The 16123-nt window shown below is 60.9% G+C and carries 24 protein-coding genes; 7 read left to right on the forward strand and 17 right to left on the reverse strand.

Annotated elements, in window-relative coordinates; all coding sequences use genetic code 11:
* Positions 1-140 precede the first annotated feature (140 nt).
* Positions 141-794, reverse strand: a complete 654-nt coding sequence (locus ACFQJC_RS04730) for a potassium channel family protein (RefSeq protein ID WP_390222099.1) — start codon at positions 792-794, stop codon at positions 141-143.
* A 43-nt stretch (positions 795-837) separates the two neighbouring features.
* Positions 838-1455, reverse strand: coding sequence for a DUF2238 domain-containing protein (locus ACFQJC_RS04735; RefSeq protein WP_390222100.1), 618 nt, complete (start codon positions 1453-1455; stop codon positions 838-840).
* Positions 1456-1550: 95 nt separating this feature from the next.
* Between ACFQJC_RS04735 and ACFQJC_RS04740 the strand changes: the two genes are divergently transcribed.
* Complete coding sequence (locus ACFQJC_RS04740) at positions 1551-2162, forward strand: metal-dependent hydrolase (RefSeq protein ID WP_390222101.1); 612 nt, start codon at positions 1551-1553, stop codon at positions 2160-2162.
* Positions 2163-2316: 154 nt separating this feature from the next.
* Here ACFQJC_RS04740 and ACFQJC_RS04745 read toward each other — a convergent pair whose 3' ends face one another.
* Positions 2317-3642, reverse strand: a complete 1326-nt coding sequence (locus tag ACFQJC_RS04745; protein ID WP_390222102.1) for an MFS transporter — start codon at positions 3640-3642, stop codon at positions 2317-2319.
* A 361-nt stretch (positions 3643-4003) separates the two neighbouring features.
* Between ACFQJC_RS04745 and ACFQJC_RS04750 the strand changes: the two genes are divergently transcribed.
* The 4 genes from ACFQJC_RS04750 (at position 4004) to ACFQJC_RS04765 (ending at position 7457) form a co-directional block, all read left to right on the forward strand.
* Positions 4004-5143 carry a GNAT family N-acetyltransferase gene (locus tag ACFQJC_RS04750; RefSeq protein WP_390222103.1) on the forward strand — a complete coding sequence of 380 codons (1140 nt, stop codon included), beginning with the start codon at positions 4004-4006 and terminating at the stop codon, positions 5141-5143.
* A gap of 91 nt (positions 5144-5234) precedes the next feature.
* Positions 5235-5435: a hypothetical protein gene (locus ACFQJC_RS04755; RefSeq protein WP_390222104.1), complete on the forward strand. Its 201-nt coding sequence runs from the start codon at positions 5235-5237 to the stop codon at positions 5433-5435.
* Positions 5436-5659: 224 nt separating this feature from the next.
* The gene (locus tag ACFQJC_RS04760; RefSeq protein ID WP_390222105.1) at positions 5660-6190 is read left to right on the forward strand and encodes a hypothetical protein; all 531 of its coding nucleotides are present in this window, start codon (positions 5660-5662) and stop codon (positions 6188-6190) included.
* 259 nt (positions 6191-6449) lie between these two features.
* Positions 6450-7457, forward strand: a complete 1008-nt coding sequence (locus tag ACFQJC_RS04765; protein ID WP_390222106.1) for a tyrosine-type recombinase/integrase — start codon at positions 6450-6452, stop codon at positions 7455-7457.
* 5 nt (positions 7458-7462) lie between these two features.
* Here the strand turns inward: ACFQJC_RS04765 and ACFQJC_RS04770 are convergent, their stop codons facing one another.
* Positions 7463-8575 carry a phospholipase D-like domain-containing protein gene (locus ACFQJC_RS04770; RefSeq protein WP_390222107.1) on the reverse strand — a complete coding sequence of 371 codons (1113 nt, stop codon included), beginning with the start codon at positions 8573-8575 and terminating at the stop codon, positions 7463-7465.
* A gap of 332 nt (positions 8576-8907) precedes the next feature.
* On the opposite strand from ACFQJC_RS04770, the gene ACFQJC_RS04775 reads away from it, so the two are divergent.
* The gene (locus tag ACFQJC_RS04775) at positions 8908-10143 is read left to right on the forward strand and encodes a tyrosine-type recombinase/integrase (RefSeq protein WP_390222108.1); all 1236 of its coding nucleotides are present in this window, start codon (positions 8908-8910) and stop codon (positions 10141-10143) included.
* Position 10144: 1 nt separating this feature from the next.
* Here the strand turns inward: ACFQJC_RS04775 and ACFQJC_RS04780 are convergent, their stop codons facing one another.
* From ACFQJC_RS04780 to ACFQJC_RS04835, 12 genes are all read right to left on the reverse strand, one after another.
* On the reverse strand, positions 10145-10327 hold the full coding sequence (locus tag ACFQJC_RS04780) for a hypothetical protein (protein ID WP_390222109.1): 183 nt from the start codon (positions 10325-10327) through the stop codon (positions 10145-10147).
* Complete coding sequence (locus tag ACFQJC_RS04785) at positions 10324-10653, reverse strand: hypothetical protein (protein ID WP_390222110.1); 330 nt, start codon at positions 10651-10653, stop codon at positions 10324-10326. Before ACFQJC_RS04785 ends, ACFQJC_RS04780 begins: the two co-directional genes overlap by 4 nt.
* A gap of 81 nt (positions 10654-10734) precedes the next feature.
* Positions 10735-11565, reverse strand: coding sequence for a hypothetical protein (locus ACFQJC_RS04790; RefSeq protein WP_390222111.1), 831 nt, complete (start codon positions 11563-11565; stop codon positions 10735-10737).
* Complete coding sequence (locus ACFQJC_RS04795) at positions 11562-11900, reverse strand: hypothetical protein (protein WP_390222112.1); 339 nt, start codon at positions 11898-11900, stop codon at positions 11562-11564. Before ACFQJC_RS04795 ends, ACFQJC_RS04790 begins: the two co-directional genes overlap by 4 nt.
* Positions 11897-12175, reverse strand: a complete 279-nt coding sequence (locus ACFQJC_RS04800; protein WP_390222113.1) for a hypothetical protein — start codon at positions 12173-12175, stop codon at positions 11897-11899. The genes ACFQJC_RS04795 and ACFQJC_RS04800 overlap by 4 nt, the downstream gene beginning before the upstream one ends.
* Positions 12172-12447: a hypothetical protein gene (locus tag ACFQJC_RS04805; RefSeq protein ID WP_390222114.1), complete on the reverse strand. Its 276-nt coding sequence runs from the start codon at positions 12445-12447 to the stop codon at positions 12172-12174. The genes ACFQJC_RS04800 and ACFQJC_RS04805 overlap by 4 nt, the downstream gene beginning before the upstream one ends.
* Complete coding sequence (locus ACFQJC_RS04810) at positions 12444-13148, reverse strand: hypothetical protein (protein ID WP_390222115.1); 705 nt, start codon at positions 13146-13148, stop codon at positions 12444-12446. Before ACFQJC_RS04810 ends, ACFQJC_RS04805 begins: the two co-directional genes overlap by 4 nt.
* On the reverse strand, positions 13148-13387 hold the full coding sequence (locus ACFQJC_RS04815; protein WP_390222116.1) for a hypothetical protein: 240 nt from the start codon (positions 13385-13387) through the stop codon (positions 13148-13150). The genes ACFQJC_RS04810 and ACFQJC_RS04815 overlap by 1 nt, the downstream gene beginning before the upstream one ends.
* Positions 13384-13524 (reverse strand): hypothetical protein, encoded by a 141-nt coding sequence (locus ACFQJC_RS04820; RefSeq protein ID WP_390222117.1) that lies wholly within the window; start codon positions 13522-13524, stop codon positions 13384-13386. Before ACFQJC_RS04820 ends, ACFQJC_RS04815 begins: the two co-directional genes overlap by 4 nt.
* Positions 13521-13664 carry a hypothetical protein gene (locus ACFQJC_RS04825; protein ID WP_390222118.1) on the reverse strand — a complete coding sequence of 48 codons (144 nt, stop codon included), beginning with the start codon at positions 13662-13664 and terminating at the stop codon, positions 13521-13523. The genes ACFQJC_RS04820 and ACFQJC_RS04825 overlap by 4 nt, the downstream gene beginning before the upstream one ends.
* 73 nt (positions 13665-13737) lie before the next feature.
* Positions 13738-14148: a hypothetical protein gene (locus ACFQJC_RS04830; RefSeq protein WP_390222119.1), complete on the reverse strand. Its 411-nt coding sequence runs from the start codon at positions 14146-14148 to the stop codon at positions 13738-13740.
* The gene (locus tag ACFQJC_RS04835) at positions 14148-14549 is read right to left on the reverse strand and encodes a PadR family transcriptional regulator (RefSeq protein WP_390222337.1); all 402 of its coding nucleotides are present in this window, start codon (positions 14547-14549) and stop codon (positions 14148-14150) included. Before ACFQJC_RS04835 ends, ACFQJC_RS04830 begins: the two co-directional genes overlap by 1 nt.
* A gap of 846 nt (positions 14550-15395) precedes the next feature.
* On the opposite strand from ACFQJC_RS04835, the gene ACFQJC_RS04840 reads away from it, so the two are divergent.
* A complete protein-coding gene (locus tag ACFQJC_RS04840) occupies positions 15396-15647 on the forward strand; it encodes an ArsR family transcriptional regulator (protein WP_390222338.1) in 252 nt (83 codons plus the stop codon).
* A gap of 2 nt (positions 15648-15649) precedes the next feature.
* Here ACFQJC_RS04840 and ACFQJC_RS04845 read toward each other — a convergent pair whose 3' ends face one another.
* Positions 15650-15886 (reverse strand): hypothetical protein, encoded by a 237-nt coding sequence (locus ACFQJC_RS04845; RefSeq protein ID WP_390222120.1) that lies wholly within the window; start codon positions 15884-15886, stop codon positions 15650-15652.
* Positions 15887-16123 lie beyond the last annotated feature (237 nt).

The following is a 16123-nucleotide window of genomic DNA, read 5'->3' on the forward strand; positions in this document are numbered from 1 at the left end:
CGCTTGGGCGCGTACTCTCGGCCTCAGTTCCCATCTCCACTCGCGCGCCCGGCACACCACCACAACCGTTCTGGTTTCCCCCGGCACGGCAACTCGACGATTGGGCGCCTCCCCCGGCGCCACTCACGTCCCCGTTTTTCTCAGCCGAGGAGTTGCTCGTGAACGCGTTCGAGAGCGTTGCGCTCGGTGAGCAACGCGAGTCGGTCGCCGGGTTCGACGATCGTTCCGGGAAGCGGAATCGTCATCGGTTCGCGGCGGCGGCCGTGCGCGTAGATTCGCCCGTCGCCGTCGAGGTCGATTGCGGCGACGTGCTTGCCGACGATAGGGGCGTTCTCGGGCACGCTCACCGTCGCCAGTCGAAGGTGGTCGGTCAGGTCGCCGATGGCGTTGAAGTTGCCGCCGAGGAGCGCCGTCTTCGCACCGGCGGCACCGAGGCGTTCGGGGTAGATAATCTCGTCAACGTCGTCGGCGTAGCGCTCGTAAATCTCCTGTCTGTAGTCCTCGCTGATGCGCATGACCGTCCGACAGCCGTACTCTTTGCCGAGCATACACGCCGCGAAGTTCGTGTTCGGGTCGCCAGTCAGGCCGCCGACCGCCGACGCGTGCTCGACGCCGGCCTGTCTGAGGACGCTCTCGGTCCCGCCGTCGCCGAGGTACGCTTCGAACCCCTCTTCGGAGGCGCGTTCGACCTTCTTCTCGTCGTTATCGACCACGGTCACCGTATGACCCTCTTCTCGAAGCACCCGCGCGGTCCGTGCACCGACTCGTCCGTACCCAACGATAACGAAGTCCATGGTACTACCATACACACCGGGTAGCTAAAAGGTGGCCCTCGATTCAAGGGCGGGCCTGTTCGAGTCGTTCGGTCAGCGACTCGATGGTCTCGGAGAGCGTCGGCGTGCCGAAGAGGGCGACGAGCATCGCACCGACGGTGTCGAACACGAGGTCCACGATAGTGTCGCCGAGTCCGTACTGGACGAGCACCTCCTCGACGCCGAGTGCTTCGGCAGCGAGGCGGGCACTGAATTCGAGCACCTCCCAGAAGACGCCCGCCGCGAGCGTGAACAGCAGGATGAAGACGAACAAGAATCGCGGCGGGAAGTGGACCGCATCGGAGTACTCGTCGAAGACGCGCGCCGAGACGTAGCCGACGGCCGCGACGACGGACGCAGAGAGCGTGTGGGTGACGTGGTCCCACCAATTGATGTAGTTGTACGGCCCGAGCATCCCAATCGCATGAAGCAAGACGGCCGCGGTGAGCCACAAGCCGAGTAAGGGGTTGAGTCGAATCTCCCAGTCACGCTGGAGAATCGCCGGGAGGAACGTCACGCCGATTGCGAGCAGGGAGTTGACGACGACGCTCAGGTTTCGCGTGTACGCCCCCGCGAGAAAGACGAGACAGATGGCTCCTTGCATCACCTGACTCGCCCGGTACTCGATGCCTCGCGGATACATACCTCCCGATAGGACCCCCACCGGCTAAATGTAGGTTGTTAATTGGTAACACATGTACCGACACCGTTTTTCTCTCCGATTACATACGACCACCGATGATGGCCACCACGCACGCCCTGGCCGGTGTCTTTATCGGCACCATCGTCTGGGCGTTGTTCCCCGAGGCCGGGACGCTCCCGGTTCTCGCGGCCGCAATCGGCGGTCTGTTCCCCGATTTTGACCTCTATGCAGGACACAGAAAGACGCTTCACTTCCCCGTGTACTTCAGCGTACTCGCGGTGCCCGCGCTCGCGGTTGCCGTCTGGAACCCGACGCCAATCACGCTCTCGGTGGCACTGTTCCTCGCCGCCGCAGGGTTGCACTCGGCCTCGGACGTCCTCGGCGGCGGACTCGAACTCAAGCCGTGGCTCGCAACGTCCGAGCGCGCGGTCTACGACCACTGGAACGGCCGATGGCTCGCACCGAAGCGCCTGATTCGCTACGACGGCGCGCCCGAAGACCTCATCTTGGCGACGTCGCTGGCGGTGCCGCCAGTCATCGTCTTCGACGGGACGATTCAACTGCTCGTCATCGGTGCTGTCGCCATTTCGGCCGTCTACGTGCTCCTTCGCAAGCCCATGGTGGCCGCAGCGGAGTACGTCGTCGCGGCGGTGCCCGACCACATCATCGACTACGTCCCCGAACGGTTCGTCCGCGACCTGCAGTAGGAACAACGCACTGCGCACGCTTACGACGGGTTTTTCCCTGCGCCGCTCACATCCGCGAGTGAAGCGAGAGGTTTGCGACGTAGGATACCGGGAATCTCTCTCTTCATTTGCTGTATGTACTCGCCGAGCGAAGCGGAAACCCCGTCACCCCCTCTTAGTCTGTCGTCTCGGCAGTCGCCGTCGAAGCCGCATCGAGTGCCGATTCACGCCGATGGAGGGCGTAGGCACAGGCCACGGCGACGATACCAGACACCGTCGCAATGGCGAACGCCACGCGATAACCTGCGGCCGTGTAGACGCGCGCTCCGGCGAGCGTCTCGCCCGTCCAGTAGGTGTCGAGCGCGTAGCCCATCACCGCCGGCAGGATGGCCGCACCGAAGTAGCCGACGCTGTTTATCGCACCCGTCGCAGTCGCACTGGCCTCGGCGTCGTGACGCTCCTTGATGACGGTGAACGCGATAATCGTCCCACCCATGACGAAGAGCGCGACGAAGAGCAAGCCAGCGGCGACGAACAGCGGCGGCGTCACGGTGACGAGCAACAGGCCGTAGGCGAGCGTGAAGAGCGTACACGAGACGACGATGAGTTCCGTCCGGTAGCCCAGACGGTCCGAGAGCGTCCCCATGAGGGGCGACCCGAGGAGGAAGCCGACGTTGCCGGCGAAGACGACCAGCGACGCCGTCTGGACGGAGACCTCGTAGAGGTTGGCGATGTACGGGACACCCCACAGGCCGAGGAAGCTGAAGTTCACGCCCAAGACGAGAAACAGCATCGTCCCGAGTAACCACGTCTCGCGCTCGCGGAGGACGAGTTTCGTGTTCTCGATGACCGCCGAAAGCTCGACGCTCGACGTCGGCGATTCGACGCCCGAGAGCGGCGTGAATCCGGCGTCTTGGGGGCGGTCACGAATCAACAGGAACGTCAGGACGGCGAGTCCGACACCGGCGACGCCGATAGCGAGAAGGACCGACCGCCAGTCGGCGGCGTCGATAGCGAGTGCCAGCGGCGTGCTTGCGAGCACGCCACCCATGCCGGCGGCCGCGACGGTCCAGCCGGTCATCGTCGCAAACTCGTCCGGACGGTACCAGTTGGCGAGGAAGCGAAGCGTCGCCGTGTAGAGGACGCTCCCGCCGAGACCCAACAGCGCCCGCGACGCGAACGAAATCGCGTAGGTCGGCGCGAGCGCGAAGCCGAAGACCCCGAGTGCCATGACGAGGAGTCCGCCGGCCGCGACGCGGCGTGACCCCGCTCGGTCAACCAAGATACCCGCCGGTAACTGCAGTCCGGCATAGATGTAGAAGAACGACGCGTGAAGCAGTCCGAGTTCCGCACCCGTCGTCTCGAACGCCCGCGAGAGGTCCTCGGCGAGGACCGCGGTCGTCACTCGGTGAAAACTAACGAGGAGAAATCCGACGGCGAGCAGCGCCCACAACACCCATCGCCAGCGCGTTGGACTCGCCCGAATCGAGAACCGTGCCATGGTCACGAGTCAAAGCCTGCGTGTAAATGTCTGTCGTGGAGTGCCGAATTCCGGACGTTCACACTCGCGCGTCAGTACGAGTGAAAGTATAACTCCAGAATCACGTCGAGACTGACCTTGCGAGATAATAACACATTACACGCGAGCGTTGTGATTTCCTCAGTGATGGCCGTCTCAAACACCGGAACGGTGGCACGCAGATGCCGTCGTCCACCAGTATCGTGCGTCTCGTTAGCGTCTGAGAGATTCGAGGGAGACTGCAAGTGAGGATTGGTAATAGTCTCGTATTCAGCGGGTTAAGCGATTGTTCAGGCTGATTAGGAAGTCCATTGCTAATTCACTTTCAGACAAATACCGCACTATGTCGGTGCGAAAAGTATTGGAGGACGAAGCAGGCAGCGACGACGCCTACGAGATTCGGTGGTACCAGCCCCGAGATAGAGCGGCGTTCATGGACCTGTACGAACTCGCCTTCAATCAACGCAGCGAAGCGTGGTTCTCGTGGAAGTACGAACAGAACCCCTACGCGGAACGAGTTCCGATTATCCTCGCCGACAAAGACGGTGAAATCGCCGGACTCAGGCCCTTCATTCCACTCCCCCTACGCGTCGGAGACCAGACGTACACCGCCCACCAACTCGTCGATCTCGTCGTCCACCCCGACCACCGCCGACAGGGGTTGATGACGCGGATGTCTCGATGGATGAACGCCGCCATCTGGGACGATTCGGCGGCGACGTTCACCTACGCCAATCCCCCCGCCCACCGCGGCTTGATGAAGATGACGAGCGACCACTGGACGAACCACGACCTCGGCACGTTCGTCCGCTACGAGCGACTCAACGACATCTCGGCGTTTCTGACCGCCGACCACCCGCTGTCAGTTCGCCTCGGCGCGGCAGCGATAGAGCCGTACTATAAAGTCAAACACCGCGTCCAAGACCGCCTCGCCGACGACGGGGCCGAACTCACGGTCACACGCACCGAGACGGTTCCAATTTCGACGCTGACGCAACTCTACGAACGCGCACCGCCGACGGCGGCGCACATCCTCCGCGACGAGACGTTCTACCAGTGGCGCTTTTCGGAACCGGACCGCCAGTTCGTCACCTACGTCGCAGAACGCGATTCGACCCCCGTGGCCGCCATCGTCGTCGGGACGAGCGAACACGGCGGGTCGCCATCGACGGCTGAACTCGTCGAAGTCCTCCCACTGAACGGCGGCGACGACGCTGCTGGTGCCTTCTCGGCGCTCCTCTCGGAGATTACCGACGACTTCGCCTCGAACGACCACATCTGTGCGTCGTGTCTCAGCATCCCCCACGAGGTGTTCGCCGCCCACGGGTTCACCAGAACCGACGAGTTCCCCCTCTCGAAGTTCGTCGATGAGACGACGTTCATCGTCTGTCCGCTCGGTGGGCTGTCGGACGAGGCGACGAAAGCGCAGTTGACAGAGGACGGGTCGTGGACGATGTCGTACTGCGTGCGATTGTTAGGCTGAGACTGCGTGCGGTTGCTTGGGTGTGACCACGAGCAGTTGATGGAGTACGGAGCGAGTGATTATCCGAACGTAGTGACTCTATACAGAGACCATGACGACCAGACGGTGTCCAGACTGCGGTGTGACGATGGAGGAGATGGAGCTACGGACCGAAGACGGATTCACGCTCAATCTCGTGACGAACGAGCCGAAACCGGGCGTGCTCGGCGGGCTTGGACTGAAAGAGAAGCTCAAGCCGGTGACCGTGGTGTGTCCGGAGTGTGGGTTGATTCGGCAGTACGCGGAGGAGTAGCGATGGTACAGGGTTTCTTCTAGGGTTCGACACTCACGTCTCAGGTCGAGTGAAACTGAACCACGTGAGTCGGGCTAGTTGTTAAATATCCTGAATTTCAAGAAATGTGTATGCCGGATGCAACCAGGCGGAGGTTTCTGCAGAGAGCAGGTATCGCGTCAGCAGTTACTGGTGCCGGCTTGCTCAGCACCGTTGGAAACGCAACGGCGACCTGGGGTGGTGACGTGAAAATTCGGGGGTTCGACGTGAGTGACACGCAGGTCTATCCGGACCGAGGGGAAGAACTCGAACTTTCGATTAAACTGAGAAACACCTACGACGAGGAGAAAGTCGCCTTCGTGATTCCGTACATGGATGGCGAGACGAACTACTCCTACTACGAGCGGATGTACCTGAATCCGGAGACGATGGGTGGAAACGCCGTCGTCCTCTCGCCGCACGAAGAGACGTGGGAGGACTTTCGTTGGGTCCCGCCGCTCAAGCTCAAACCGGGGATTTACAACATCAAATTGAACGTGTGTGAAGACAACCACGTGGGGTTCTGGAACACGTACGATTCGTGGATGATTTCGAACGCCATCGCCGCGGGCCTCGACGTTGACCCCGGTTGTTACGGTGCGGTCAAAGACTACCAGAGCGAAATTCGGTCGTCCGGTGGACCGGGACAACCCCCCGTCGCGGGACCGATGGCCATCCCGGGGCTCATCTCGCTGATTTACAGCCAGAGCCAGGTCGCCAGCCAGTGTTCTGACTAGACTGCGGTGCCCGGTCTACAGCAGTGACTTTCTTCGGCCGGGATTAGAACTCACTCGCAACGCTGAGCGTTGCTCGCTGTACACACCCATGGCTGATGGCTTTTTGCTCAGAACTCGTCACGCCGAGACGAAATGCACCGCTCAGGAGTCTAATTTCGTAAGAAGCCTAGGCCGGGAAGAACCGCGGGCACTCGTCCGCCGGGCGTTTTCACGCCCACGTACCCGGTGTGCCGTTTAGGGGTGTACCCGGAGAACACCAATGGCACTCAAAGCCACACCGCCACACGAAGCGAAGAACCGATTTCTGAAGGACAAGGAGCCGGGCGTGACCCGGAAGACTCTGAAGAACTACCGAACCAGTCTGCGGCAGTTCTGCAACTGGCTGGACGAACAGGGAGTCCAGACCCTCAACAACCTCGACAGCGAACTCATCCAGCGGTACAAGGAGTACCGCCTGTCCAACGTGAAGGTCATCACAGCCCGGCAGGATATGATGACCATCAAGCAGTTCATCGAGTTCTGCGAACACATTGCGGCAGTCCCACGCGGGATGGCCGATATGGTTCGGATTCCCCAAGTCAGCGAGAACGACGAGATTTGTGACGACCTCCTCACTCGGGAGGAGGCCGTGGGGGTACTCGACTTCCTCAGCAAGTACCAGTACGCCAGCAACCGGCACGTCACGCTCTTGATTCTGTGGAAGACTGGGATGCGAATCAGCGGTCTTCGGGCGCTCGACCTCGGCGACTTCGATGATGGTCGTCCGGCGTTCCAACTCCGTCACCGACCCCAGACAGGAACGCCACTCAAGAACAAGGAGAAGGCCGAACGGGACGTTCTCATCACGCCCGATATGGCCGAGGTCATCACGGACTACATCGACCAGAACCGCCCCGACGTGAAGGACGAACACGGCAGGAAGCCGCTCCTCGCATCGAAGAACGGTCGGGTTGTGGAGACCACCATCCAGCGGTACGTCTACACGGCGACCCGTCCGTGCATCTACAACGGCGGGAACTGCCCGTTCGACCGGGAACTCGACACCTGCGAGGCCCTATCGTGGAACGCTTCGTCCAAGTGCCCCGGCTCGGTCAGCCCGCACGCGCTCCGCCGTGGGTACGTGACTGCGGCTCGGAACGCGGGCCAGCCGAAGGACGTGACTGGCGAGCGAGTCAATATGAGCGGGAAGGTGCTGGATAAGCACTACGACAAGGGGACGAGTGCAGAGAAGGCCGAGAGGCGGAGGGACTACATAAGAGATATTTAATCCGTTTAGCCCATCTCAAACGCTTCCCGGATTACTCTTTCACGATACGCCCGGTTACGAACGGCCTCGAAAACGACTGGTTCGTGATAGCGTCGATACGGTGATTTCTCTGCTCGTTGCAACTCGTTGCTCACGGCGCTAAGCCAAGCGTCTCTGAACTCCGTTCCTGCCACTTGGCTCGGTATCCCATCGAACCCAACGAACCACGGTGTCTCATTTCTTTCTTCTCCGTATAGGGGGTCAAACCGCCCTGTGTAATCTGCCTGTTTGAAGTATGAGTCCGACTGGTCGGTATCGGCTGGTAGGATGAACTCGGCTCTGGAACGGTTGTCTCGAAATGCCACCACTGCATACCGATTGTTCACACTTACTGGAAGTGTCCCATTTTGTGGGAGGGACATCACTAAACGTGGGTCATCGTTTGTGAGTCCGGTTCTGGAGAGCAATTCACCGACCAATTTGAAATACGAATACGCCCACTCAGGACTGGGTGCCTTACCGACTCTTGTTACGAGTCTTTGGTGCGCGTCCTCATCCTCTACAACCGAACCATCACTTGTTGGCTCAGAGAGAGATGCGGTGCCCGGCGATTCGCTTGATGAAAACGCAACGCTGGACTGCTCGTATTTTGGACTCGGGGACGACGCTTCTATGTACGACTCAACACGGTCGATTTCAGGGGAGTCGTATATCGCCCACAGCGTCTCGAACCATTCTCTTAGTTCGCTAACGGTCTCGTCTCCATCAAGCAGGACAGACATTTCCGTCCGCCCTGTGAGTCCTTTCTTCGTGAAGTTCGCAGACCCGACCAACGCTCGGCCATCTCCCACCACGACCTTTGCGTGTATGTCTGGAACGTGCCGAACGTGGTCGTGATGATTGACGATGAAATCTCGAACTGCCTCGCGGTCTGTTTGTCCGTGTATCCTCAACCACTCGCCCACATCCGTCAACAGGAACCATTCTTCGGTCTTCTCGATAACCGTGGAAAGGTAGTCTGGAGAGATATAGGGGCAGACCAGTAACACCTCTTCACCATCGGTGATGTCGCGTATCGCTCTGTCAAACGGCGATAGCCCCGTTCGGTCTGTCGGGTCGTGGTAAATCAATTCGGGCACATTACAGATGTTGGTTCTGGTTGACAAAATGGTGCGGGTCAACCTAATCGAGCGACTGGCCATATCCGAGAAGGTACTCTCGTACTATCCCGGTAGAAACAATCCTTTTCGTGAACCGCAATACGGCAGGAACGCCCTGCGCTCACGGGTGTCCTTCTCGCCGCATTTAGCCAGCGAAACTTGCCAGTAAACGGGTGGGACTGTTGGCAGAAAGTCGGCCTAAGATTAATTAGAACGCCGCGCCGTTGGCGCATTACACCTCAGGGCCGAATTAGAAGCCTAGGCCGGGATTCTAGCCTGAACCTTACAAGCCCAACGTTCGTGGACGTAGTATGGCCGACGATCCCGCCGGAGACATCGAGACGCTCCGCGAGCGAATCCAGAACGGCGAGCGCGACGTCCACTGCGACGACTGTCGAGAGAAACTCATCCAGTACTCGGACAACGTTTATCTCATCCCGAGCAAGGTCGGCGACTACCGCCACCGAACTGTCCTCCGGAAGTGCACGCGACTGAGCGAGCACGCTGGTTGCCTCGCTGCCGCCCTCGATGACGAGCAAGAGGCACGGAAGATCGTCCGCTGGATTCACCAGAACTACGAGAAGGAATACACCAACCAGACCTACCGGTCGGTCTTCCGAAGCTTCGGCAAGCACGTCACTCCCGGAAGCGACGAACCCGAGACCATGGCGTGGATCAGCTACTCGACGAGTAACGACCACGACCCGACGCCCTCCGAACGCGACCTCCTCAAATGGGAATCCGACGTCCAGCCCATGCTCGAAGCCTGCCAGAACCCCCGTGACCGGGCGCTCATTGCAGTCCAGTTCGAAGCGGGGTGTCGCCCCTACGAACTCGAAGCGCTCACTGTCGGCGATATCTTCGACGGCGAGCACGCCACAGGCATCCACGTTGACGGGAAGACTGGCGAGCGCGCCGTCCATCTCATCATCTCGGTCCCGTACCTCCAGGCGTGGCTCAACGAACACCCCGCCCCGACCGACGCCGATGCGCCGTTGTGGTCGAAGCTTGACGTCGCCGAGTCGCCGAGTTACAACACTTTCCTCGACTACTTCAAGAGCGTCGCCAAGCGCGCCGGCGTCTCGAAACCCGTCACGCCCCGGAACTTCCGGAAGTCGAACACGCGATGGCTTGTCATCCGTGGGATGAAGCAATCGCGCATCGAGGAACGACAGGGGCGAAAGCAGGGAAGCGAACACACGCGAAACTACCTCGCCCGATTCGGCGACGAATCCAACGAGAAGGCGTACGCCCGGCTCCACGGCGTCGATGTCGGCGAGACCGAGGAAGACGTCGAGGTCGGTCCCGTCGAGTGCCACCGATGCCACCGGGAGACGCCCCGTGAGCGGGACTTCTGTATGTGGTGTCACGCGGCGCTCTCGTACGACGCGGACAAGAAGCTCGCCGACGTTGACGACGACGCTGCTCACTCGATTGCAGATTCGGCGAGTCCCGACACCGATCTCACCCCCGAGGAGGCGCTCGAACTCCGAGACGCTATCGAGGAAAACCCCGTGTTGAAGCGTCTCTTCGCGTCGCTGCAGTAGGCTATTCATCGTCGATCTCACCTCCGTTGTCGGCATAGTCGAGCGCACGCTGGACGCGATCCGAGATGGTCACGTCCGCAGCGGCGACGCGCTCGAACAACTCCCGGTTCTCTTCGATAATCTCGACCGGGTCGTCGGGCGACGGTGCTTCGTCGTTCGGGTTGATTGAGGGTGCTTTGCTCATGATTGCATCTCTCTGGCTTCTTTTCGAATCTGTGCTTGCTCGTGATCGGGGCGCTCCCAGAGTGGAATAACCGTCTGGAGGCAACCGTAGTGCGCAATCAGCAGGAGGTCGGACTCTTCGTGATATCGGTAGATTCGACCGTGGTCTTCCTTCGACCGAATCGGGACACCCTCGCGCCACAATGCGCGGATGTTCGCATCCGACCATCCCCGACCACGCTGGCGCAGTCGAAACTCTGGGTGCGAAAGGCTCTTCGGCCTCGTCCGCCAGAGGACGACGCCGTCCTGGTGGCGGAACTGTCCGCCTTGCTGTCGGGCAGCCATCATCCCATCACCACCGTGTAAGCGAACACGACACCCGCGAACACGCCCACCGATGCGAGGAACATCAGCGCTTGACGCGCCGATCTATTCATCGACATCACGGGCGACTGCCCGGAGGATGGGGATTCGCGAGTGGAGTTCGGTGTCATCGCGCAGGTCTCGGTCACCAGTGGTGGTCACCCCAAGCTCGGAGAGCAGCTCTTTCGTCACCGAGAAGGAGCCACTCGCAAGGCGCTGGTGGACCTGCATGATGTTGTCTTTGCGCTCGATGGCATCGATGACCTCGCTCGTCGAGCGCGTGATGCTGGAGTCTTCGACGATGTCAGTCGGGTTGCGTTCGAGCCACTCGGGGAGTTCTGGCTCTTCGTCCGGTTCGCTCGCTTCGACTTCGTCGCCGGCGTCGGCCTCCTGGTCATCATCGCCGACGTCTTCATCGGCGTCTTGCTGTTCAGGCTCGCCGACAAGTTCGTCCTCGGTGGGTTCGTGGTCGAGCGTCACCGGTTCGAGGCCCTTGTGACTCCGGGCGTGGTGAATCCCAATCTTGGTGAACGGACCAGCGCCGCAGCGGCCGCACCATTCGTCGTCTTCGGAGCCGTCCTCGTCGTCGTCTTCGTCAGCGTCGGCTTCGACGCCTTCGTCGTCGCCGTCCGGAGCGTCGTCCTCGACCAGCTGGCTGAGTGCGCCGACGTCCACGTCGAATCCTCGGGTGCGGAGTTCGTCGATACTGGCGGCGACCGCTTCGAACGACTCGCGCGGGAGCGTAGTCCCTTCGAGGTGGTTGACGGTCTCGATGGTCGCAACGTCTTCGGTGACGGTCGCGGTGACCGAGACTTCAACGTCATCGACGGCGACACGGACCTGGAGTTCACGGCCGTCCTCAACGAGGTCCTCGTGGTAGCGAGTCAGGGTGCTCATGGTCGCACCTCCCGACGCTCGCCCAGCGGAGACAACCCGGCGTCTTCGGGTACCGACATCATGAGTTGCTTCTGGTGCGAGGCTCGCCCGATGTGTTCGAGCTTGGTAATCCGACCCAACAGGTCGGCATCCGATTCGTGGAGCCGTGCGAGCGTCACATCACCGTCGTCGGTCGCATCGAGGCGGCACGTCGTTTCGCCGCTTTCGACGATGACCGAGTCGCCCTCGTCGAATGTACGGGCGACGAACATCGGCCCGAGCCACGATTCGTCGAGGGTGTCGAACCGAACCTTGTCGAAGCGTTCGAGCGAGCGGAGAGTTTCGAGAGGCGTCACCGGCGGTCACCTCGCGGGTCGGCGTTGAGTATCTCACCGAGCGTCTCGTACAACGCCTCCGCGCCTTCGCGGTCGAGCGTCACGAGCTGTGCGCAGTCATACCCTGCATACTCGAAGCGGGCATCGATTTCAATGCCAAAACGACCGCCAGGGACTTGCTTAATCCGGTAAGTCACCTTGTCGTCATCGAACAGCTCCATATCGACTTTCGCCGTGCCGATCTGCGTGAACAGGAAGTCTGGAACTGGGAGTTCGGTTTCGATGAGGTCGCTCATTGGTCCTTACACCCCATGACGACGTTGTCGATGAACGGGAGCGCTTCGACGTACGCCCGTTCGCGGTCGCCAGCTTGCGGGAGGCCGATGACACGGTGTGGTTCGTACACCGCGGTCGCCCCTTCGACGCGGAACTCCCCACGTCGGGTTTGGTTCTGCGCGAGTCGAATCAGGCGCGGTTCGCCATTATGGTCGCGGTCCACACGGGCGTACAGTTCGCCGTCTTTCTTGTACTGTGGTGCGTTCTCTGACCAAATCTCTTCGTCGCTCATCGCACGTCCTCCAGTCGCGTCTGTGGTGATTCGTCCACACTACAGAACGGGAGAATCTCCTCGCCGAGCCACCGGGCGAATACCTCCGGCGTGTCGATGTTGAATTCAGCGACGTAGCCGCTTTGGGCGACCGTTCCGCGCATGAAGACGCCGTCCCACAGGTAGGAATAGCCGAACTGGTTGTACTGGCCACTCCCAGTCCCGAAGTGGGCGTCTCGGTGGAACACTGTGCCGGCCTTCGACTGCCCATCTTCATCGTCGTCGTCGAGGTCGTCTTTGTAGCCGACCTGCCAGCACTTGCCCTCGCGTTGGTTGGTGACGTGGTCGGCGAACGCCGTCACGTCGATATTACACCGGTGGATGGAGGTGCCCCAGACGCCCATGAGCGTGTGGTAGAACCAATCGCCATTCGAGGAATCCACGCCCACCCATCCGTTCGAGGGATCGGCGATGAACTCCGTGAGCTGTGGTTCGCGCTCTTCGAGGCGCTCGGTGACGATGCCCTTCTCGGTGACCGAGACGTCTTCGATGACGGTGTCGATGTGCGAGTAGGCCTTGCCGTGGTAGAGTGACGCGCCGTCGAGGTACGTCACTTCGCTGCACTCGATAGCCGGGCGCTTCGCAGGGTCGAGTTGCTCGGGGACGTGCTGGCGGTCGTCGGCGACGTCGTCGTTTGCGAGACCGAGGATGACGCGCTGCATCACCGCACCTCCGAGAGCGAGACGACGACATCGGCGTCGGCGGCCATGAACTCACGCGTCTCCATGTAGCCGTCTTCGTGGTACCCCTCCGCGGTCTCTTGAGAGACAACGAGGAGGTTCCCGAGTGGCGTCTCGACAGCGCCGAGATACGGATCGTCTTCCGGCCCTTCGAACGCGTGGTCTACACGAACGTCCAGGGGGCTTCGGAGGACGCTGGGGAGTCGATCGCGGAGGCTCATTGGCGAACCTCCACTGGGCGGCCACAGCTGACCCACTCGCCGTCTGGACCTTCGAGGAGCACGCCGCCCGACGGGGTTGGGAGCATCACATCTTCGTCGGTGTACTCCGTCCAGTCGATCTCTTCGCGGGCGCTCATTCCTCGTCCTCCTCCTGTTCGTCCAGGTCAGCGTCGATGTCGGCCATGAGCGTCTCGTGGTCGTCGTCGAACCGGTCCATGAGTTCGCAGTCGCGGCACTTTCGGCCCTTGCAGGGCGACCCGCATGAGGCGCAGCTCATGTCAGTGCCTCCCATTTCTGGGCGGCCGATTCGAGTTCCGACGAGAGTGCGCGGAGGTCCTCAGCGTCGAGCGTCATTGTGCACCTCGCCGTTCGAGTTCGCTGTAGAGTGCGTCCTTGAGGTCTTCGAGCGCCTGATCTGAGAGCATCGACAGCGCGTCCGTTCGCGCCGTTCGCGTGCGCTCGATACACTCGATGTCATGATAGCGAAGGATGCGCGAGTGAATCGCATCGACGCCGAGACAGTGACCGATGAACGTCTCAGAATCGACATCCTCGACGAATCGCCAGCGAGATTTCCCGCGGGGGTAGTCCACGTTCATCTGGATGTCATCGCCGGGTTCGAGGATGGCCCGCAGGTGTCGCGGACGGATGCCTCGCACCTTTTGGGATTCGTCGAACGCGATGGACGTGTTCGCGGTTGACGACGAGTCGGAAACGAGAGGTGGGGCTTCGCCATCGACGTCGAAGTTCTCGCCCGACATCACTCCTCGCCTCCATCGGTGACCGCGCGTTGCGCGGGCGCGTGCTCATCGACGAGCTTCGAGACGCTCGTGGCGCGCTCACGGTCGGTGACGAACTTTGCGACCATCCACTCGAAGTGGCCGAGAACGACCTGCAGGCCAGCGGTGGTCAGTTCGTATTGGTTGGTGCGCTTGTCGAGTTCGCTCTTTTCGACGAAGCCGTACTCGACGAGGTCGTCAAGGTTGGGGTACAGTCGCCCGTGGTTGACCTCGGTCCCGTAGTAGGCTTCGAGTCGGCGTTTGATAGCGAGGCCGTACATCGGCTCCTCGGCGAGGATGACGAGGATGTTCTGTTGGAACGCGGTAAGGTCCGCGGCGTCAACGCCGCCGTCGGTGACGAGTTCGGGGTCGTATTCACGGATGTAGGCGTTGCGAGGAATTCCGATGCAGTCGCACGGGAGGTATTCCTCACAGTCGGGACAGTAGAGAACTTCTTCGCCCGGCTCGAACTCGTCCTCGCCACCGTCGGTGACGATCTTGCGATCCGAGAACTTACTCTGCAGTCCCGCCGTCTCGATGTGCGCCTCAGGGATGACCTGGCCGCCGCACTGGCAGCCGGTGTGCGCGTTCTCGACTTCGTGGCGAGCGCCGCAGTCGGCGCACCAGCCGAAAAAGGTGCCCTCGATGAGCGTGTAGGTCGTCGCTTCGATGCGATCGTCGTCGTTGAGAGGACCGGTCACCGCGAGCGCGTCGCCAAGGGCGATTTCGTGGTCCGACTGGATTCCAACGACGACTGTGCCGGGAACGACCGATTGGGTGTTCTCGCCGTCGTCGAGGATGATGAGGTCGTCGCCGCCGCCCGTCTGGACGACCGTCCCGACGAAGGTCTCGTACTGGTTGGTCTCGTCGGCGGGCTGTCCACCGTCGCAAATGAGCTGTGCTGGCCGATTCGTGACCAACGAATTAAGTTGGTCCTGTGATTCTCTTAGCATGGCTTTCGTTCGGTTCCGCTGGCGATCACCAGCGGACTGGATGTAGACGGAAGCCACGTGGGGGGTGTTCCAGCACCCGTCACACTTCGCAGAGCGTGTCCTGTGGCTTCCAACCTACCGTTACGTTCCCCTTTACTTAGGTGTTACTGTGGTCTTCACAGTTATGAGTACGATAACCTAATCAGATTTATAGCGAACCGTTCCGTATATCGCATTACCGACAATACTATGAGTTCCACAGTAGCACCGTCGGACGTGAGACAACGCGCCGAGTGGATGCGGCCTATCGATGAGCAAATCCTTGAGGTCATGGAGAAGGAGGGAAACATGACTCCCGACGCTCTCGACAAACTCGACGTGACGGTCGCAAACTACGCGAGCAACCGACTTTCGCTCATGGCGAAGTACGGGTTGGTCGAGCGGATCGTCAAGGGCCTTTACCGCATCACTGATGACGGGATCGGCTTTCTCGACGGCCGCGTAGATGCATCGAAACTTGAGCGCGTTGACAAAGACGCCGACAACTGATTTCATTCTCGCACCTCTGAGACGTGCAGTCCGACGAACTCCAAGACACCCGTGAGCCACTGCGGTGGCTCTTCGACGACCTCACGAGCGCCACCAGAGAGGGGCGACCGCGTGAGCTGTCCATTGCGAACAGCCCAGCGGTGGGTGGCGTCACGCACATCGACGCCGTCGCGGTGGCGATCGACGGCGACGACTCGCTGTCGAATCGGCACGTCGTAGCCCAGCTCGTAGCGATTCACGCGGAAGGTACGCGAACCTCGACGGGGCTGGCCACCGGGACTTTCGGGAATGGTCGTGGACTGCACACCTAACACGATAGCCGACAGTCACGATAAGGCGAGTGGGGTCGTTTCCGACGCTTCCGGCGAGAATTCGATACTACTGATTTCGGCCGTCTCGACACCGTGAACGTCCTGTAACTGGCGTATTTCCGACGGTTCCGATTGCGTTTCCGGCTGAGTCGTCGTCGAGTACGC

Source organism: Haloferax namakaokahaiae (assembly GCF_042663225.1).
GTDB lineage: Archaea > Halobacteriota > Halobacteria > Halobacteriales > Haloferacaceae > Haloferax > Haloferax namakaokahaiae.